Origin of the sequence: Nocardioides dongkuii, from assembly GCF_014127485.1 — a bacterium.
GTDB classification, from domain to species: domain Bacteria; phylum Actinomycetota; class Actinomycetes; order Propionibacteriales; family Nocardioidaceae; genus Nocardioides; species Nocardioides dongkuii.
In genome coordinates this window covers 224,384-243,354 of record NZ_CP059903.1, presented here as the reverse complement: position 1 = coordinate 243,354, position 18,971 = coordinate 224,384, and the positions used below count along the sequence as shown (strand labels likewise).

Here is an 18,971-nt window from a genome sequence, read left to right as displayed (position 1 = left end):
AGGCTATCGGGGGGCGTAGGCCTTGGAGTACCGGGCCGTCGCGTGGTCTGGTGGAGGCATGGCACTAGACGGCGAGTACGAGCCCAGCCCCTCCCAGTGGGTCCGCGACCAGGTCGAGGAGTTCGAGGCCTCGAACGGCCAGCGCGCGAACACCCTGATGGACCACCCCGAGTGGCCGATCGTGGTCATCACCTCGAAGGGCGCGACGTCGGGGAAGCTGCGCAAGAACCCGGTGATGCGGGTCGAGAAGGACGGCGTGTACGCCGCGGTCGCGTCGAAGGGCGGCGAACCCGAGCACCCGAGCTGGTACCACAACTTCCTGGCCCACCCCGAGGTCGAGCTGCAGGACGGCGCCGAGCGGCACACGTACATCGCGCGGGTGGCCGAGGGCGCCGAGCGGGCCGAGTGGTGGGAGCGCTGCGTGGCGCAGTACGCCCCCTACGCGGAGTATCAGGAGAAGACCGACCGCGAGATCCCGGTGTTCCTGCTCGAGCGCGTCTGAGGGTCGCCCGCAGGAGCGGCTGGGAGGTTCCAGCACCCAGCGGTACGCGCCCTTGCTGCTGAGCCGCCGCGCGGCTCGGCGTACTCGGTGCTGGCCCGCAAGGACGGCCCCGCTCCCACTTCTCAGGGAGAACCTGATGTTCTCGGGCATCGCGACGGCCGAGAACATCAGGTTTCCCCGGATATCCGGGGAAACCCGCCCGCTCAGCCCGCGCGGACGATCGACATCGCCAGCGCGACCAGGTGCCCCAACCGGGCCAGCTCGGAGTCGAGGAACTCGGGGCCGCCACGGCGGCCGATGATGACGACCTCCTGGTGGTTGAGGCGGGCACCGCAGTGCACGTTGTCGTCGTCGGTGCTGAGCCGGGCGGCGCGGCCCATCGAGATCCAGGTGAGGTTGCTGGGGGCCGCCTCGGTGGCGTACACGACGCCCTGGCCCTCGCCGACCCGGGCCGCCCAGTCGGCGCGGAAGGTGATCGGCAGCAGGTCGATGAGCCGGTCCAGCGCCTTGGCCGGGAAGGCGGTCAGCTCCTCGACCGCCTCGAGGTCGAGGAAGAGGTTGCCGCCCGCGGCGTACCGGCTGATCCACACCACCCGGACGTCGTCGAGCGCGTTGCAGGCCGAGACGATGGAGTCGGGCATCGCACCGGGCGCCATCTCGAGCAGCACGTCGTCGACCGCGACCCCCTCGTGGCGCTTCTCGACGATCTCGATCGCCTCGATGTCGCCGCCGGCCTCACCGATCGCGCTCGCGACGCGACCCAGGGAACCGGGTACGTCGGGCAGCTCGACGCGCAGCAGGAACGGCACCCGCCGACCCTAGCCGCCGCAGGTTGCGGGCCTGTGTCCGCGTGTCACGAGCCGGACCCGGGCTCCGCCAGGCGCCGCCGGAGACCGGTCGCGCGCTGGGCGCGGGCCGCGACCGCGACCCGGACCGCGGCCTCGGACCCCACCACCCGCACGCGCTCCTCGGCGCGGGTGACCGCGGTGTAGAAGAGCTCGCGGGTGAGCAGCGGGGAGTCCTCGGGAGGCAGCAGGACGGTGATCTCGCGGGCCTGGCTGCCCTGGCTCTTGTGCACCGTCATCGCGTGCAGCGTGTCGACGTCGCCCAGCCGCGACGGGGCGAGCCGGAGGTGCTCGCGGACGCCGGCGATGACGGCGCGGAGGTCCTCGCCCTCGCGCAGCACCACGCCGGTGTCGCCGTTGAAGAGGTCGAGGCCGTAGTCGTTGGCGGTCACCAGCAGCGGGCGGCCGGCGTACCACTCGTGGCCCCACGCGGCCCCGACCGGCTGACCGGTGGCGTCGCCGAGCCAGCGCTCGACCTGGCGGTTCCAGTGCTGGACGCCCCACGGCCCCTCGCGGTGCGCGCACAGCAGCCGGTGCCGGTCGAGTGCGGCCAGGGCGGCGGCGGCGTCGCCGTCGAGCGCGGCGGCGCGGACCGCCAGCGCGTGGTCGACCAGCAGCCCCTGCAGGCCCGCCATCGCGGCGCCGTCGTCGGGGTCGACCAGCTCCATCGCCGGGTCGCCGCCCCGGAGCAGCGCGAGGACCCGGTCGCCGTCGCCGTCGCGGAGCGCCTCGGCCAGCTCGCCGATGCTGCGCCCGTAGCGGTGGGTCGTCCGCAGCGAGGCCACCGCCTCCGGCGCGCGGGCGGCGAGGCCCTGGACCAGGTCGGAGAGCACCGCGCCCGCCTCGACCGAGGCGAGCTGGTCGGCGTCGCCGACCAGCACCAGCCGGGCGTCGGGCCGCACCGCCTCGAGCAGCCGGGCCATCATCGTCAGCGAGACCATCGAGGTCTCGTCGACGACCACGACGTCGTGGGGCAGCTTGTTGCCCCGGTGGTGGCGGAAGCGGGTGCTCGACTCGGGGCGCCAGCCCAGCAGCCGGTGCAGGGTCGAGGCGCCGACGTCGGCGAGGCGGGCCCGGTCGTCGTCGGTGAACCGCTCGGCGCGCTGCGCCTCCTCGACCGCCTGCTGGAGCCGGGCCGCGGCCTTGCCGGTGGGCGCGGTGAGCGCGATCCGGAGCCGGCGCCCGGTGGCCTCGGCCTGGTCGGTGAGCAGGGTCAACAGCCCCGCGACCGTCGTCGTCTTGCCGGTGCCGGGCCCGCCGGTCAGCACGGTGGTCCACTGCCGCACCGCGGCGAGCGCGGCGGCCCGCTGCTCGGCGTACCCCTCACCGGGGAAGACCGCCTCGGCCTTGGCGGCCAGCCGCTCCTCGTCGGTCGCCGGCGGCTGCGCGGCCCCGCGGCCGAGCAGGTCGTCGCGGACCTGCCCCTCCTCGCGCCAGTAGCGGTCGAGGTAGAGCAGCGGCCCCTCGACCTGCACCACCGACGACCCGGCGACCGGGCTCGCGGCGATCCGCTCCACCCAGCCCTCGGCCGCCGGCCACGGGAGGGAAGCCGAGTCGTCGGCGGCGTCGGCGGCGTCGCGCGCCAGCGCGGCGAGGTCGACGCACACCGAGCCCTGCCGCGCGGCCCGCACCGCGAGCGCGACGCCGAGGCGCACGCTCTCGTCGGCGGTGCGGGTCAGCTCGCCGACCCGGGTCGCGACGTGGACGTCGGCCGCGGTGATCACGCCGCCGCGGTTGAACGCGCGCAGCAGCCCGGTGGCGCCGACGGCGATCCGGGCGTCGTACGGGTCGTCGGTCTCGAACCGCTCGATCATGCGTCCCCCTGCCTGGTGCCGTCGAGGAGGTCGGACAGCGCCTCGACCAGGGCGGCCGGCGGCCGCCAGCTGAACACCCCGGCCGGGTGCCCGTCGACCAGCGGCGTCTCGGCGCCGCACATGCCGCGGACGTAGAGGTAGAGCACGCCGCCGAGGTGGACCGCGGGGTCGTAGCCCGGCAGCCGCCAGCGCAGGTAGCGGTGGGCGACGACGGAGTAGAGGATCGCCTGGAGCGGGTAGTGCGAGTGCAGCATCGCCTCCGCCAGCAGCCCGGGCGCGTAGTCGGCGGCGGTGAGCGGCCGGCCGGGCTCGCCGAGCAGGTTGGTCTTGTAGTCGACGACGAGGAACCGCGGCCCGGCGTCGCCCGGCACCCGCAGCACCGCGTCGACCGACCCCGACAGGTAGCCCCGGAGCGGCTGGTCGCCCAGCGGGGGCCGCTCCAGCCGGTCGGCGTACGGCGCGAGCGCGTCGTCGGCGGGCAGGTGGCGGCGCAGCAGGGGCGCGAGGTCGCGGAGCAGCACCTCGGGCCCGGGGCCGCGGACGTCGCCGCCGGCCAGCGGCAGCTCGAAGTCGAGCTCGCGGAGCCGGTCGCGCAGGGGTACGTCGGCCAGCGTGACCCCGGGGGCGAGCGGCCCGAGCGGGGTCTCGTGCAGCGGGAGCAGCGCGTCGGCGAGCACGTCGGGGGCGACGTCGACCGGCCACCAGCGCAGCTGCTCGGCGGCGTGGCCGCGCAGCGCCTCGCGCAGGTCGGGCGAGTCCGGGTCGGCGTGCTCGAGGACGGCGTGCACCAGGCTGCCGAACGTCGCCCCGGCCGGCAGGTCGGCCATCGGGGACGGGACGGACGGGCTGTCGGCCGGGGGCGCCGCCGCGTCGACGAGCGGCTCGGCCGCCGGCGGCTCGTCCTCCAGCGCGCCGACCTCGGGCTCGCTGGACACCCCCGAGGCGATCGGGTCGGCGCCGGTCTCCTCGACCCGGATCAGCCCGGAGTACGACGTGCGCCGCCAGTCGGCGTCGACCCGTCGGTCGAAGGTGCGGACGGCGAGCGGGCCGACCCCGGCGCCGTCGGCCGGCGGGATCGCGTCGGCGACCTCGGCGACCTCGCCCGTCGGGCCGCCGAGCTGCTCGAGCAGGCCGAGGACGCGCGCGGCGTACTCGTCGTCGCGCACCTCCTGGCTGTCGGGGACCTCGGTGGTGCCGGGCTGGCGCCCGAGCAGCAGCCGGTGCAGCCCGCCGATGCGGGTGTTGGCGGTCGGCGCCCACCACGCGACGACCTGCGACTGGGCGCGGGTGAGCGCGACGTAGAGGTCGCGGAGCTCCTCGCCGCCCTCCTCGGCGCGGTGCCGCGCGAGGTGGTCGTCCCAGCCCGGCCCGGAGCCGCTGACGTCGAGGGTGCGGCGGCCCTCGTCGTCGTGGAAGCGCGCGACCTCGGTGGGGAACTCGAAGGACTGGTAGGCGAAGGGCAGGTAGGTGACGGGGTACTGCAGCCCCTTGCTGCCGTGCACGGTGACGATCTGCACGGCCGCCGCGTCGGAGTCGAGGCGCCGCGGCCGCTCGGTGGCGGCCGTGCGGCGCTGCTCCTCGCGGAACCAGGCCAGCAGCGCGGTCAGCCCGAGCTGGTCGCGCACCGCGGTCTCGTGCAGCAGCTGGGTCAGGTGCCGCAGGTCGGTGAGCAGCCGCTCGCCGTCGGCGACGCCGAGCACGCGCGCGCTCAGCCCGCGCTCCTCGGCCGCCTCGAAGAGCGCCGCGACGCCCCGGCCGCGGAGCAGCAGCGCCCAGCCGCGGAGCGTGTCGGCGACCCGCCCGGTGAGCGCCTCGCCCTCCCGGTCGAGCTGCTCGGTGGTGTGGCCGAGGAAGCTGGTGAGGGCGGCGCCGCGGACCAGGGCGGACCGGTGCGGCTGGTCGAGCGCCTGGAGCAGCGCGAGCCACTCGTCGGCGGCCGGGGTGGCGAAGACGTGGCCGCCGCCGGCGAGGACAGCGGGGACGCCGCGGGCGTGCAGCTCGCGCTGCACCATCAGGCCGTGGTCGCGGGCGCCCACGAGGACGGCGACGTGCCGGGCGCGCACCGGCTCGCCGTCCCAGGTGGCCCCGGAGGCGAGCAGCTCGGCGATGTCGGCGGCGCAGTCGCGGGCGATGAAGGCACGCGCCTCGGGCGCGCCGACCAGGCCGCGCTTGAGCCGGAACCCGTCGCGCGGCACCCGGCGTACCCGGAACGGCGAGGGGTGCGGGGCGCCGGCCAGGCGGGTGCCGGGGTGGTGCGCGGCGACCTCGCGGACCCGGATGTCGGGGTGCCCCAGCGCCGCGCCGCGCAGCACCACCTGGAGCCGGTCGACCAGGTCGGCGTCGCTGCGCCAGTTGGTGCCGAGCGTCGCCTGCGTGGTCGCGGTGCGGGCGGCGTCGAGGTAGGTGATCACGTCGCCGCCGCGGAAGGCGTAGATCGCCTGCTTGGGGTCGCCGATCAGCACCATCGTCGCGTGGCCGGAGAAGGCTCGGTCGAGCACCTGCCACTGCACGGGGTCGGTGTCCTGGAACTCGTCGACGAGCACGATCCGCCACCGGTCGCGCATCCGCTCGCGGGCGGGCGCGAGCGGGTCCTCCAGCGCGGTGGCGAGCCGGCTCAGCAGGTCGTCGTAGCTGAGGATGCCGAGCCGCCGCTTGCGGCGGTCGACCTCCTCGCGCACCGCCCGGGCGAAGGCCACCCGCGCCCCGCCCAGGCTCTGCGGGTCGGCGGCCTCGGACAGCACGGCCTGCGGGTCGCCGACCGCGTCGCGCCCCAGCGACAGCGCGCAGGCCCGGTCGAACGGCGGCCGGTCGCGGAGGTGCCCGAACCGCTGGAGGTAGAGGTCGTCGACGACCTCGACCACGAGGTCGTCGAGGTTCTCGACCAGCGCGGCGCCGGCGTCGGTGTCGCCGGCGACGCCGAGCGAGCGCAGCACCAGCTGGCAGAACTGGTGGGTGGTGGCGATCGTCGCCGCGTCGAACGACGCGAGCGCATCGCGCAGCCGGCGGCGCATCTCGGCGCGCTCGGGCTCCTCGGCCCGCAGCAGGACGTCGACGACCCCGTTGCCGCGGTCGGCGGACGCGGGGTCGCCCAGCGCGCGCTCGGCCTCGACGAGCTGCTCGCGCACCCGCTCGCGCAGCTCCTGGCTCGCCGCCCGCCCGAAGGTGATGACCAGCATCTCGTCGAGCCGGGCCCGCCCCTCGGCGACGTACCGGGTGACCAGCGCGCCGACCGTGAAGGTCTTGCCGGTGCCGGCGCTCGCCTCGAGCAGGGTGGTGCCGACGCCGGGCAGCGGCCCGCACACGTCGAAGGGCTCCATCTCGGTCACGTCACCAGCTCCCCTGCTCGGCGACCAGCAGCGGGCTCCACAGCCGCAGGGCCAGCGCCCCGAACCGGGTGGTCTCGCCGTCGAAGCCCTCCCCGTCGCGCGGGGGTACGTCGAGCCCGGGCAGCGGCGAGCGCGGCCCCCAGACCCGCACGTGCGCGGCCTCGGAGCACTCGCCGGGGAACCGTCCGTCGGCCCAGTCCCAGCCGGCCTTCACCAGCGCCTCGTCCTGGGTGGCGCGGGCGCGGCGCTGGCGGGCGTAGGCGAGGGACGCCTTGAGCGGCAGCGGCAGCGGCTCGCACCGGCCCCGGTCGCGCAGGTCGACGAGGTCGCGCAGCACCGCGAGCGCGGTGTGGTCGAGCGGGCCGAGGAGCGAGGTGCCGACGGCGTCGCGCGAGCGGCTGTTGGTGGGCCGGCCCAGGGTGTGGGCGGTCCAGGCGCGGTCGTCGTCGGTGGCGGCCAGCGCCAGCAGCCGGATCCAGGACTGGAGCCGGTGGGTCGCGCCGAGCCGCGAGAACGTGACCGGCACCAGGCGGTCGCCGTACACCTCCGGGACGGTGCCGCGGAGCCGGCGCCCGTCGCCGAGGTCGACGTCGACCTCGACGGCCCGCGGGGGGCGGGTGCGGAGCGCGCGGGCGGCGTCGGCCAGCGGCTGTGACTTCGTGAGGACGTCGCCGAGGATCCGCCAGCCCAGGAACCCCGGGGGCAGCACGCCGCGCCGCCACTCCTGCTGGCGGGCCTGCTCGGGGTCGAGGCCGCCGAGCAGGTCGCGCAGCACCCGGTCGCCGACCGACCACTGGGTGAGGTTGTCGATCTCGACCGGCAGGCCGTCGTCGATCGGCTCCTCCTCCCGCGGCAGCGCGACGTCGAGCCGCTGCTTGGACAGGAAGCCCTGCACGGCCCCGCCCCGCTTGGTGAAGAAGTCGATCAGGTCGTCGACCGAGACGTCGTCGGGCGGGGCGGGCGGCAGCGGGCCGTCGAGGAACGGCGGCACGGGGTGGCGGGGCCGCGACGCCGCGCGGGCCGCGGCCAGCCCGGACTCGTCGAACGCGAACGGTCGGCCGGGGACCAGCGCGCCGGGCGTGACGTTGCGGGCGTCGAAGGGCTGGAGCGGGTGCCGGACGGTGACGGCGTCGGAGACCCGGCCCTCGGGGGCAGCGGCGGTGACGTCGAGGGTGTCGAGCAGCTCGCCGAGCGGGACGGCGGGCGGGCGCGGCTGGCCGGAGTACTCGTTGGCGCCGGTGTAGGTCACGACCAGCGTCTCGGTGGCCGCGAGGATGGCGTCGAGGAAGAGCTGGCGGTCCTCGCTGCGGGGGTCGCGCTCGCCGGTGACCGGGTCGCGGGCCAGGACGTCGTCGCCGTCGACCGCGCCCACCCGCGGGAACAGCCCGTCGTCGAGGCCGAGCAGGCACACGACGCGGTGCGGGACCGAGCGCATCGGCACCATCGTGCAGACGGTGAGCGTGCCGGTGCGGAAGTTGGCCCGGGTCGGGCGGCCGGCGAGCCGGTCGCTCAGCAGGGCGCGTACGTCGGGGAGCCGCAGGTCGGTGTCGCGCCCGGCGGCGGCCTCGCGCACCCGGCCGAGCTCGCGCTGCACCTGCCCGGCCTGCCAGCCCTCGCTCGCCGGCACCGACGTGAGCGCGGCGACGCCCTCCTCGAGCACGCCGAGCCAGTGCCCGAGCGGGTGGGTGCCGACCAGCCGGTCGGTGACGTCGCGGAGCCGGTCGACGTACTCGGCGAGCCGGCCCGCGAGCTCGGCCTGCCCGCTGCCGACGTCGTCGAGCGGGAGGGTGCGGTCCAGCCAGGTGCCGGTGTCCTCGGACATCGCGACCCCCGCGAGCAGCCGGTCGAGGCCGAACTGCCAGGTGTTGGCGACGTACGCCGAGAGCCCGAACTCGTCGCGGTGCTCGGCGTCGAAGGCCCAGCGGACCCCGGCGGTGCGCACCCACTCGGTGAGCTGGCGCAGGTCGTCGTCGCGGAACCCGAACCGGTGCCGCACCGGCTCGGCGTGCGCGAGGTCGAGGACGTCGCCCGCGCCGGCCCGCCCGCCCGCGAGGTCGAGCAGCCGGGACGCGACGGCGAGCAGCGGGTTGGTGCGGGTGAGCGACCGGTCGGCGAGCCGGACCCGCAGCCGGTGGGCGGGGTGGCCGTGCTCCCCCACCACGTCGCCGAGCCCGAAGCCAGCGGAGACGAGCGGCGCGAACGCCTCGATGTCGGGGCACATCACCAGCACGTCGCGCGGCTCGAGGGTCGGGTCGTCGGCGAGCAGCCCGAGGAGCACCTCGCGCAGCACGTCGACCTGCCGGGCAGCGCCGTGGCAGGCGTGCACCTGCACGCTGCGGTCGTCGGCGCGCAGCGGACGGCTCGCGGCGTCGCCGACCGCGTTGGCGCGCAGGTCGCGCTGCAGCCAGCCGAGCAGCGTCGCCGGCGGCTCGGGCGCGGCGGGGGCGGGCGCGTCAACGATCTCGGCCGTGGTGAGCGTGCGCTGCAGCTCGCGCACGTCGCGGCCCAGCGTGGAGAGGAGCGGGTGGCCGACCTCGCGGTGGGCGGCGTCCTCGCGGCGGGCGACCGGGCCGGTCGCGGTGGGGGCGGCGAGCGCGTCCCACAGGGCCGGCGAGGGGTGCGGCAGCCACAGGTGGACGTCGCGGTGGGCGCCGATCGCCTCGAGCAGGGCGACCTCGGTGACCGGGAGGCGGGTGTGGCCGAAGAGGGACAGCCGCGGCGGCAGGTCGACCGACGCCGGGTCGTCGCGCAGCCGGGCGACCGCCTCGGCGTGCCGCACGTGCGGCGGGGGCGCGTCGACGAGCTCGGCCAGCCGGCGCCAGAGCTCGGGCTGCCAGGCCAGGTCGTCGGGGAGGTCGCGACCGCAGCCGTCGGTGCCGCGGCCGGCGTACCAGTCGGCCACCAGCGCCGGCCGCTGCACGGCGTACGACGCGAAGAGGCCTGCGAGCCGGCGCGCGACCGCGAACCGGCGCCCCCGGCGGAGGTCGGCCTCCTCGCCGTCGAGGCCCTGCCCGAGGTGGCGCGCGAGCGGCGCGGCCCAGGCCTCGTCGAGGCTCTCGTCGATCACCGCGATCAGCGGCCAGACCGTCGCCTCCGGCGACCACGGGTCGTCGTCGCCGGTGCCGAGCACCTCGGCGACCAGCGACCAGGGGGTGCGGAAGCCGACGCCCGCGCACACCCCGTCGCCGCCGCGCGGACCGACGCCGAGCCGGTGCGAGAGCCGCTGGCTGAGCCACCGCTCGACGCCCTTCGCGGGCACCACCACGACCTCCTCGGCGAACGGGTCGGCAAGCGGCTGCGCGAGCAGGTCACCGAGCCCGTCGGCCAGCGCGTCGGTGCGCGCGGCGCGGTGCAGGTGGAGGCTCACGGGCGGCAGCATCGCACGACCCTCCGACAGGCCGCGGGGGGTGTGCGGGGTGGCGACGATTCACCGGTCGACCGGTGAATCTTCCTCTTGACCGACGGAGCTTCGTCGGTCAAGAGGAAGGTTCGTCGGTCCAGTACGCCGCCCAGCAGCCGTCGGCAACCAGGCCCGGCTACGAGCGCAGGTCGCGGAACTCCTCGTCGGCCTCGTCGATGTCCTGCTCGAGCTCCCGGACCGCCGCGGGGTTGCCGTGGAAGCGCCGGTAGCTCCACGCCAGCAGGCCGAGGGCGAGGATCCCCGAGGCGATCTGGGTGATGCCGGTGGCGATGCCGCCGGGCAGCCACCAGGCGTCCGCGAACGCCCACCAGGACGGCGCGTCCGGGCGCCGGATCCAGACCACGCCGCAGGCCAGCAGCCCCAGCGCGACCGCGGAGGAGAACCCGATCCGCAGCCAGGTCGCCACGCTCTCGGCGGCGCCCTTGAGGGCGCGGTACTTGATCGGGTCGAGGCGCTTCTCGGCCCACTCGTACTGCTGGGACAGCACGGCCACGCCGCCGAAGATCATCAGCAGGCCCGGGCCGGGCAGCACCAGCGCCGCGACGCCGGCGACGACGAGCACCCAGCCCACCACCTCGATCACGACCCTGCGCGCGGCGCCCTTCATGGCCCGAGCCTCCCAGACCGCGTCAAGATCGGCATCGGGGACGGTCGTCGGGGTGGTCCCGGGTGTGACCCGGGGCTACTTCGCGTAGCGGGCGACGTACGCGCGGCCCTCGTCGGAGAGGTTGCCGTGCTGCTCGGCGACCCGGGCCCACCGCACCGCCATCGTCAGGAACCGCATCGGGTTGTAGATGTCCTCCTCGCCGGAGAACATCCCGTCGCCGGCGTAGGTCATGATCGTCAGGTTCGACTCCTCGTGCACCGAGCCGTCGCCGGGGTCGGGCATCAGGTTGCGCACCTCGCAGATCAGCCGCGAGGTCGGCACGTCGACCACCGACCACGCCAGCGGGAAGCCGGTCATCACCCCGCCCGGGAACGCCGTCATCGTCGCGACCGACCAGGCCCGGATCTCCTCGCGGCCGCGGAAGGTCCCGAACGCGTGCTCGACGTACGTCGCGTCCTCGGTGAACAGGTCGGCGTACCCGTGCCAGTCGCCGCTCTCCTGGAAGCCCTGGACGTGCCCGTGGAAGACGGCGTACGCCTCCTCGATCTCGGCGGCGCTGTAGGTGGTCACCGGCACATCAGACCATCGAACGAGAACAGGTTCTAGCGGTACGCCGCATCTGGGAGCATGCGAGACGTGACCACCGCGATCGTCCTGCTCGTCGTCGCGGTCTCCGTCGAGGGCGCCGGACTGATCGCCCTCGGGGTCCTCTGGCTCCGGGCCCGCCGCCGCCACCAGCTGGCGCGCGAGCAGCTCGCGGCGCTCCGCGAGCCGTCCGAGCGGCCGCCCCGCCGGCTGGTGCCGACCGGCCGCGAGGTCGTCAAGGGCGTGTGGGAGACCGCGGCGCTGGTGCGCGAGAAGGGCCTGGGCGGGGCGATCCGCAGCTCGATCGACGAGCTCGCCGGCTGGGCGCAGGTGGAGCGCCCCGACCTGGTCCGGCTGGCCGGGCCGGACGGCGGGATGTCGATCCTGTTCTCCGACATCGAGGGCTCGACCGCGCTCAACGAGCAGCTCGGGGACCGGCAGTGGGTGCGCCTGCTCGCCCGGCACGACCGGGCGGTGCGCGCCCGCGTGGAGAAGCACGGCGGCCACGTGGTCAAGACGCAGGGCGACGGCTTCATGGTCGCCTTCCCCGACCCCGAGCGCGCGGTGCGGTGCGCGGTCAGCGTGCAGCGCGCCTTCGACCGCGGCCTCAAGGCCGGCAAGCCGCAGGTGCTCGTGCGGATCGGCATCCACCACGGCGACGTCGTGCACCGCGAGAACGACATCTTCGGGCGCAACGTCGCCCAGGCGGCGCGGGTGGCCGCGCACGCCGAGGGCGGCGAGATCCTGGTCAGCGAGGCCGTCGTCGAGGCGCTCGACGCCCACGACGACCTGGTGCTCCGCGAGCCCCGGGAGGTCGAGCTGAAGGGGCTCCGCGGCCAGCACCTGGTCACCCCCGTCTTCTGGGGCGACCGCGACCCCGCCGAGGCCCAGGGCTGACCGCCCCGCGTGCCAGACTCGACTCCGTGGCCGGGCCGGGCGTGGACGTGGAGGACGCGGTCCTGCGCGACCTCGGCGCCGAGCTGATGCGCCTGAGCCTGCTGCGCACGGCCGCGCACCCGGGCTTGCTCCTGGAGGTCTCGGCCTTCCGGGTGCTGTGGATGCTCGTCGAGCACGGCCCACGGACGCTGCGCGAGCTCGCCGACGACCTCCACCTCGAGCGCTCGACGGTGACCCGCCAGGTCAACGCGGCGATCGCCCGCGGGCTCGTCGAGCGGTACGACGAGGCGGGGTCCGGCGGGCGCCTGCTCCGACCCACGGACGCCGGGCGGGCGGCGTACGAGCACGACGGCCGGCTGCGTGCCGCCGTGCTCGTCGAGGCGCTCTCGGAGCTAGGCCCGGGGGGAGCCGGCCGCGTCGTCCGCGAGCTCCGCGCCTTCAACGACGCGCTCGACCGGACCCACGCCCGCGGCGGCCGCTGACCGGCGCGGGACGGCGGCCGCGAGGGCGACGCCGACGAACGCGGCCGCGGCCCCGACGAGGAAGCAGAGCTGGAAGGCGCGCTCGTCGGGCACCGCCAGCGCGCCCAGCGAGACCGTCGAGCTGGTCAGCACGGTGGCCATCACCGCCGCGGCGAGCGTGGTGCCGACCGAGCGCATCAGCGCGTTCAGGCCGACCGCGGCCCCCGCCTCCGCGGGCCGCACCGAGTCGAGGATGAGGGTCGGCATCGCGGCGTACCCGATCCCGACGCCGGCGGTCGTGATGCAGGAGGCGATGAGCAGCTTCCAGGGGGAGTCCATCAGCCCGAACGCGACCAGGTAGCCGGCGCCGAGCACGGCGGCGCCGATCATCAGCGTCCGGCGCGCGCCCAGGCGGCCGATGAGGTGGCTGGACACCGGCGCGAACAGCATCATCACCAGGCCGCCGGGAGCCATCCACAGACCCGCGGCGAGGATCGACTGGCCCAGGCCGTAGCCGGTCGCCTCGGGCAGCTGGAGCAGCTGCGGGACGACGACCGCCTGGGCCATCATCCCGAACCCGATCGCGACCGCGGCGAGGTTCGTGAGCAGCACCGGCCGACGGGCGGAGGTGCGGAGGTCGACCAGGGCGTCGGGCGTCCGCAGCTCGAACCAGCCCCACACGCCCAGGACCACCAGCCCGCCCGCGATGGCGCCGAGGGTCGCCGGGTCGGTCCAGCCCCAGGTGCTGCCCTGCGAGACGCCGACGAGGAACGCGACCAGGCCGACGGCGAGGCCGACCGCGCCGACGACGTCGATCCGGCCGGGGTTCGCGTCCTGGACGTGCGGGACGAGCGTGAGGACGGCGACCAGGACGAGGACCGCGATCCCCGTGGAGACCCAGAACAGGGTGTGCCAGTCGTGGGCGTCCGCGATCCAGGCCGCGAGCGGGAGCCCGACCGCGCCGCCGACGCCGAGGGTGGCGCTCATCGCCGCGATCGCCGTGGACGTCAGGCGCGGCGGGGTGATCTCGCGCATCATCGAGATCCCGACGGGGACGAACCCCATCGCGAGGCCCTGCAGGCCGCGGCCGACGAGCATCGGCACCAGCGTGTCGGCGAGCGCGCAGACCGCGGAGCCCAGGACGAGGAGCACGAGCGTCGCCGCGAGCACCCGCTGCTTGCCCAGCAGGTCGGCGAGCCGGCCGGCGACCGGCATCGAGACCGCGCCGGCGAGCAGCGTCGTGGTGACCACCCACGAGGCGCCGGACGGCGAGGCGTCGAGCAGCAGCGGCAGCTCGCCCTGGATCGGGATCACCATCGTCTGGGTCAGCGCGGCGGAGAGGCCGCCGACGCACAGGACGATGACGGGGACGAGCGGGCTGGGGCCGGCGGACGCCGAGGAGCGGGACACCGGCATATGTAACGTACACATGCTTGCTGCTGTCAACTAGATGTGCAGCAGCACACACCGCGCCCCGCCGTACCGCCCACCTGTTTCGCCCGGCAGCGCCCGGGCACCGGGAGAGGACCCGACGACGAGGAGATTCGATGAAGGCCGTGACCTGGCAGGGCATCCACGACATGCAGGTGACCGAGGTCCCCGACCCGCGCATCGAGGAGCCCACCGACGTGATCGTCAAGATCACCTCGACCGCCCTCTGCGGGTCCGACCTGCACCTCTACGAGACGCTCGCGCCGTTCATGGAGCCCGGGGACATCGTCGGCCACGAGCCGATGGGCATCGTGGAGGAGGTCGGCAGCGCGGTCACCAAGCTCCGCGCCGGCGACCGCGTGGTGATGCCGTTCAACGTCTGCTGCGGGTCGTGCTGGATGTGCGACCGCGGCCTGTTCAGCCAGTGCGAGACCACCCAGAACCGCGACCAGGGCACCGGCGCGAGCTTCTTCGGCTACAGCAAGCTGTACGGCCAGGTGCCCGGCGGCCAGGCGGAGTACCTCCGGGTCCCGTTCGGCGACTTCATGCCGGTCAAGCTGCCGCACGAGCACGACGACGACCGGTTCCTCTTCCTCTCCGACGTCCTGCCGACCGCCTGGCAGGGGCTGAAGTACGCCGACGTCCCCGACGGCGGCACGCTCCTCGTCCTCGGCGCCGGCCCGATCGGCGACATGGTCGCCCGGATGGGCGTGCGCGCCGGCCACCGGGTGATCTCGGTGGACCGGGTGCCCGAGCGGCTCGCTCGGGTCGCGGCCTTCGGCGCGCAGCCGCTCGACCTCGACGAGGCCGCGAACGTGGGCGGCGTCGGCGAGATCGTCCGCGAGGCCACCGGCGGCCGCGGCGCGGACGCCGTCGTCGACGCGGTCGGCATGGAGGCGCACGGCTCGCCGTCCGCGAGCCTGGTGCAGAAGTTCGTCGGCCTGCTGCCGGACGCGGTCGCCGAGCCGATGATGAAGAAGGCGGGCCTGGACCGGATGGCGGCCCTCTACACCGCCTTCGACGCCGTACGCCGCGGCGGCACGGTCTCGATCTCCGGGGTGTACGGCGGCGCCGCCGACCCGATCCCGATGATGCAGCTCTTCGACAAGCAGCTGCAGCTGCGGATGGGCCAGGCCAACGTGCGCGCCTGGACCGACGAGCTGCTGGCGATGCTCGTCGAGGACGACCCGTTCGGGGTGGACTCGTTCGCGACCCACCACCTGCCGCTCAGCGAGGCGCCCGCGGCGTACTCCTCCTTCCAGAAGAAGGAGGACGGCATGGTCAAGGTGGTCTTCCGGCCGTGACCCCGGACCCCGCGACCCGCCCCGAGGGAGGCTGAGCATGGCCGAGCACCGCAGGCCCGTCCCGCCGGACGAGCCGTCCGGCGCCCACGAGCGTCGTGAGCGGCTCGACGACGGCGCCGTCGACCACCAGTGGGAGGAGGCCCAGGACCGGTTCGGCGGCCTCAACCCCGGGGCGGCGTTCTTCGGGTGGCTGGTCGCGATCGCCGTCACGATCCTGCTCACCAGCATCGTCGGCGCGGTCGCCGCGGCCGTCGGGAGCAACGCCTCGATCAGCCAGTCCGACGCCGAGCGCCAGGCCGGCACGATCGGGGTCACCGCCGCAGTGGTGCTCCTCGTGGTGCTGGTCGTCGGCTACTACACCGGCGGGTACGTCGCGGGCCGGATGTCGCGGTTCGACGGCGCCCGGCAAGGCGCCGGTGTCTGGGTGATCGGGCTCGTCGTCACGCTGCTCGCGCTGGGGCTCGGCGCGCTCTTCGGGTCGCAGTACAACCTGCTCGACCGCGTCGACCTGCCCCGGATCCCGCTCTCCACCGAGGAGCTCGGCTGGGGCGGCCTGGCCACCGCGGTCGCCGTGGTGGTGCTGACCCTGCTCGCCGCGGTCGTCGGCGGGAAGGTCGGCCACCGCTACCACAACCGGGTCGACCGGGTCGCCGGTCGCTGACGGCGGGCATGGCGCCGGTGGGGCCGGGTACCCCGGACCACCGGACCAAGAGGAGCACCCCATGACCGACGCCGACGGCGACCAGGCCGCTGCGCGGGACGTCTCGTCCCCGCCCACCTCCATCCCGCGACCCGACGACGAGCAGGTCGTCTTCCGCGCCGACCCCGACCGTGAGGTCGTCGGCGCCTCCCGCGCCCGCGGGTTCGACCTCCTGGCCACCATCGGCGGCGCCCTCGCCGCCCTCGGCACGCTGGTGCTGCTCTCGAGCCTGCTCGGCACGATCGGGACGATCGGGTTCCAGCGCGGCGTCGAGGACGACGACCTGTCCATCGCCGGGCTGATCGGCGGCCTCGTCGTCCTGGCGCTGGCCTGCCTCGTCGGCGGGTGGGTCGCCGCCCGGATGGCGCGCCGCCGCGGGCCCCTGCACGGCCTGGTGGCCATCGTCTGGCTGGTCGTCCTGGCCGCGCTCCTCGCGCTGCTCGCCGCCGTCGCCGGCGACGACGCCGACGTCCAGGAGCAGGTCGGGCTGCCCGGCTGGTTCAGCTCCGACGCGCTCGGCACCGCCGCGCTCATCACCGGCCTCATCGCCCTCGCGCTGATGCTGCTCGCCGGCTGGCTCGGCGGGAAGCTCGGCGACCGGCACCGCGACGACACCGTCCAGGTCGTCGAGACCCGCCGCCGCGTGCGCAACCACGACGGTGGCATCACCGCGGAGGAGAACCGATGAGCGACCCGCAGCAGCCGACCGACCCGACCCGGGGGACCGACCCCGCCGTCGATCCCGCCGTCGACCCCGCCGACCCGCTCGGCGTGGAGGTCACCCGCCACGAGGAGCGCACCCAGGTCGGCAAGGAGGTCCACGAGTCGGGCAGCGTCCACGTGCGCAAGCACGTCGAGACCTACCCGGTCGAGGAGACGGTGAGCCGCAGCGTCGAGCACGCCGACACCTCCGAGCGGGTGCCCGCCCTGGAGGGCGACAGCGGCGAGGTCGAGACCCGCCCGGACGGGTCGGTGTCGATCCCGGTCTTCGAGGAGGTCCTCGTGGTCACCAAGAAGCTGGTGGTCCGCGAGCGGGTGATCGTCCGCAAGAACACCGTCGTCGACGAGCACGTCCTGCGTACCGAGCTGCGCCGCGAGCACGTCACCGTCGACGCCGACGAGGGCGTCGAGCTCGAGCACCGCGACTCCACCACCCGCGGCACCGACCCCGCCTGAGGGGCTGACCCCGCCCCGCCGGCGGGATAGTCCGGCCACCGGGCCCTCGGCGGGGATAGTCCGGCACTGGCGTGCTGTTCTCGCGGCCCGGAACAACCAGAGTGTGTCGGACTACCCCGCTGCCCAGTACGACGTACTCCGGCACGTTCCGGTCGCCAATCGGCACCCCGGATGACCGAAACGTGCCGGACTATCCCCGGCAACCGGCCCCAGGTGCCCGGCGGAACGGCGAGGATGGCGCCGGCGCTCGATCGCCAGCCAGCCACGAGACGGGCCAGTCCCGCACAGGGGGATCCATGGTGGACGTCAGCCTCGCTTCTCGGAGCAAGCTCGCATGGACGTCCCTCGCCCTGCTCGTCCTGAGTCTTGCGGTGCTCCACGGCGGCGGGTTCATCCGGTTCGACGACACCTCCGGATCCGGCAGCGACCGGTGGAACCTGCCGCTGGGAGTGGTCGCCGGGCTGGTGGCCCTGTGCTCCCTCGGGGTCGGCATCTCGGACCGGACCGCTCGGAGGACGCTGGGCGGCGCACTGGCGGTCCTCGACGCGCTCCTCGTCCTCCTGGCCACCGTGGACGACGGCTTCCGGTTCATCTGGGCCGGGGACGAGGGCGAGCTGTTCCTCCTCCAGGTCGGCCTCGGGATCGCCGCCCTGTTCCTGCTCACCCCGACCTTCGTGTCCTCCGAGGACGACGCCATCGACGGGGCTCCGCACTCCGCCGGGCGCCTGTCGGGAGGGGCGCGGGCCGCGATCTACGTGAGTGCCCTGGTGCTGACGATGCTGATGGCCTACGTCGCGGGGACGACCCACTTCGAGACCACGCAGTGCGGCCCCGACGTCGACGGCGAGTGTGACGTCGCAGCGCTCGAAGGTCTCCTCTGGGCCGGGGCCGCCCTCGTGCTCGGGGTGGTCGCGATCGTCCTCGCGGAGGTGGCCCGCGCTCGCCGCCGGCGCGAGGCGCCCGGACGTGCGGCGGCCGCTCGCACCCCGAGAGGTGCGAGCGGCCGACGGCGATGGTGAGGCGTCAGGAACGACGGTCGTCGACGTCGCCCTCGACCTCGATGCGCTCCTTGCGGACGTCCTCGCTGACCGTCTCCTCGTCGACGGTCGTCTCGGTGCCCAGCCGGACCCGCTCGACGGGCTCGGTCTTCTTGTTCGCGACGGCGCGCTCCTCGTGCAGCACGACCTCGTGCTCCTCCTCGGAGATCGCCGGGCCGTCCAGCGCGTCGTCGAGGTTGCCCCCGGTGACCGGCTCGGACTCGACCACGGCCCGCTCCTTGGTGACCGGGACCGTGCGGGTCTCGGTCTCCGTGGTGACGTACTTGCGCAGCCGCACCCGGCCCGCCTCCTGCGAGGTGGTGCCGACGTCGAGCCGCTCCTCCGAGCGCGTCATCGCGTCGTCGGTGCTGGGCCCGGAGGTGTCGCGCCCGGCGGGGGCCACGTGGCCGGCGGTCCCCTTCGTCCCGGCGGTGCCCGTCGTCCCGGCGGTGCCCGTCGTGCCCGCGGTGCCGGTCGTGGTGTCGGTCGTCGTCGTGGTGTCGTACGACGTCCCCGAGCCGAGGCCGTAGTACTCGTAGAGGCGGTCCTCCTCGGCGCGGTCGAGGTGGCCGCCCTCGACGTCCACGCTCGGGGCGCCCTTGATCTTGTCCTTGCCGTAGGGCAGCCGCAGGTCCGAGCCGTCGAACTGCGCGTCGGCGACCGGCACGAAGGTCTCCTTGGTGCCGAACAGGCCGGTGTTCACGGTCACGAACTCCGCGCGCCCGCTCTGGTCGTCGAAGAAAAGCTGTCCGACCTTGCCGATCTTCTCGCCGTCGGAGCCGTAGGCCGTGGAACCGATCAGGTCACGGGCCTGGGTCTCGTTGATCATGGGGTGGTTTCCTTCCGATCAGGATGGGTGAACCGT

16 protein-coding genes are annotated in these 18,971 nt (G+C 75.0%); 8 read left to right on the top strand and 8 right to left on the bottom strand.

The window, feature by feature from the left end:
• Nucleotides 1-58 precede the first annotated feature (58 nt).
• Nucleotides 59-502, top strand: coding sequence for a nitroreductase family deazaflavin-dependent oxidoreductase (locus tag H4O22_RS01130; protein WP_182525296.1), 444 nt, complete (start codon nucleotides 59-61; stop codon nucleotides 500-502).
• A 203-nt stretch (nucleotides 503-705) separates the two neighbouring features.
• Here the strand turns inward: H4O22_RS01130 and H4O22_RS01125 are convergent, their stop codons facing one another.
• The 6 genes from H4O22_RS01125 to H4O22_RS01100 all read right to left on the bottom strand — a co-directional run bounded on the left by H4O22_RS01125 (nucleotide 706) and on the right by H4O22_RS01100 (nucleotide 11,085).
• Nucleotides 706-1,311 (bottom strand): ACT domain-containing protein, encoded by a 606-nt coding sequence (locus H4O22_RS01125; protein ID WP_182525295.1) that lies wholly within the window; start codon nucleotides 1,309-1,311, stop codon nucleotides 706-708.
• A 44-nt stretch (nucleotides 1,312-1,355) separates the two neighbouring features.
• Nucleotides 1,356-3,161: an exodeoxyribonuclease V subunit alpha gene (gene recD / locus H4O22_RS01120; protein WP_182525294.1), complete on the bottom strand. Its 1,806-nt coding sequence runs from the start codon at nucleotides 3,159-3,161 to the stop codon at nucleotides 1,356-1,358.
• Nucleotides 3,158-6,478 carry a UvrD-helicase domain-containing protein gene (locus H4O22_RS01115; RefSeq protein WP_182526865.1) on the bottom strand — a complete coding sequence of 1,107 codons (3,321 nt, stop codon included), beginning with the start codon at nucleotides 6,476-6,478 and terminating at the stop codon, nucleotides 3,158-3,160. Before H4O22_RS01115 ends, recD begins: the two co-directional genes overlap by 4 nt.
• 10 nt (nucleotides 6,479-6,488) lie before the next feature.
• Complete coding sequence (gene recC / locus H4O22_RS01110; protein ID WP_182525293.1) at nucleotides 6,489-9,854, bottom strand: exodeoxyribonuclease V subunit gamma; 3,366 nt, start codon at nucleotides 9,852-9,854, stop codon at nucleotides 6,489-6,491.
• A gap of 169 nt (nucleotides 9,855-10,023) precedes the next feature.
• Nucleotides 10,024-10,515, bottom strand: a complete 492-nt coding sequence (locus tag H4O22_RS01105) for a PGPGW domain-containing protein (protein WP_182525292.1) — start codon at nucleotides 10,513-10,515, stop codon at nucleotides 10,024-10,026.
• A gap of 75 nt (nucleotides 10,516-10,590) precedes the next feature.
• Nucleotides 10,591-11,085, bottom strand: a complete 495-nt coding sequence (locus tag H4O22_RS01100) for a nuclear transport factor 2 family protein (RefSeq protein WP_182525291.1) — start codon at nucleotides 11,083-11,085, stop codon at nucleotides 10,591-10,593.
• A 66-nt stretch (nucleotides 11,086-11,151) separates the two neighbouring features.
• On the opposite strand from H4O22_RS01100, the gene H4O22_RS01095 reads away from it, so the two are divergent.
• Together H4O22_RS01095 and H4O22_RS01090 are read left to right on the top strand one after the other, a co-directional pair.
• The gene (locus tag H4O22_RS01095) at nucleotides 11,152-11,997 is read left to right on the top strand and encodes an adenylate/guanylate cyclase domain-containing protein (protein WP_220451241.1); all 846 of its coding nucleotides are present in this window, start codon (nucleotides 11,152-11,154) and stop codon (nucleotides 11,995-11,997) included.
• A 26-nt stretch (nucleotides 11,998-12,023) separates the two neighbouring features.
• A complete protein-coding gene (locus tag H4O22_RS01090; RefSeq protein ID WP_220451240.1) occupies nucleotides 12,024-12,479 on the top strand; it encodes a MarR family winged helix-turn-helix transcriptional regulator in 456 nt (151 codons plus the stop codon).
• Here H4O22_RS01090 and H4O22_RS01085 read toward each other — a convergent pair.
• Entirely contained in the window at nucleotides 12,390-13,874 is a 1,485-nt protein-coding gene (locus H4O22_RS01085; protein ID WP_220451239.1) for an MFS transporter, read from the bottom strand. The two genes, H4O22_RS01090 and H4O22_RS01085, sit on opposite strands and share 90 nt — an antisense overlap.
• 131 nt (nucleotides 13,875-14,005) lie before the next feature.
• Here H4O22_RS01085 and H4O22_RS01080 point away from each other — a divergent pair, with 131 nt between their 5' ends.
• The 5 genes from H4O22_RS01080 (at nucleotide 14,006) to H4O22_RS01060 (ending at nucleotide 18,088) form a co-directional block, all read left to right on the top strand.
• Nucleotides 14,006-15,193, top strand: a complete 1,188-nt coding sequence (locus H4O22_RS01080) for an alcohol dehydrogenase catalytic domain-containing protein (RefSeq protein WP_182525288.1) — start codon at nucleotides 14,006-14,008, stop codon at nucleotides 15,191-15,193.
• A gap of 37 nt (nucleotides 15,194-15,230) precedes the next feature.
• The gene (locus H4O22_RS01075) at nucleotides 15,231-15,854 is read left to right on the top strand and encodes a hypothetical protein (RefSeq protein ID WP_182525287.1); all 624 of its coding nucleotides are present in this window, start codon (nucleotides 15,231-15,233) and stop codon (nucleotides 15,852-15,854) included.
• 61 nt (nucleotides 15,855-15,915) lie between these two features.
• The gene (locus H4O22_RS01070) at nucleotides 15,916-16,581 is read left to right on the top strand and encodes a TIGR04086 family membrane protein (protein WP_182525286.1); all 666 of its coding nucleotides are present in this window, start codon (nucleotides 15,916-15,918) and stop codon (nucleotides 16,579-16,581) included.
• On the top strand, nucleotides 16,578-17,069 hold the full coding sequence (locus tag H4O22_RS01065; protein WP_182525285.1) for a DUF2382 domain-containing protein: 492 nt from the start codon (nucleotides 16,578-16,580) through the stop codon (nucleotides 17,067-17,069). The genes H4O22_RS01070 and H4O22_RS01065 overlap by 4 nt, the downstream gene beginning before the upstream one ends.
• Nucleotides 17,070-17,365: 296 nt before the next feature.
• The gene (locus H4O22_RS01060; RefSeq protein WP_182525284.1) at nucleotides 17,366-18,088 is read left to right on the top strand and encodes a hypothetical protein; all 723 of its coding nucleotides are present in this window, start codon (nucleotides 17,366-17,368) and stop codon (nucleotides 18,086-18,088) included.
• A 4-nt stretch (nucleotides 18,089-18,092) separates the two neighbouring features.
• Here the strand turns inward: H4O22_RS01060 and H4O22_RS01055 are convergent, their stop codons facing one another.
• Complete coding sequence (locus H4O22_RS01055; protein WP_182525283.1) at nucleotides 18,093-18,935, bottom strand: DUF2382 domain-containing protein; 843 nt, start codon at nucleotides 18,933-18,935, stop codon at nucleotides 18,093-18,095.
• Nucleotides 18,936-18,971 lie beyond the last annotated feature (36 nt).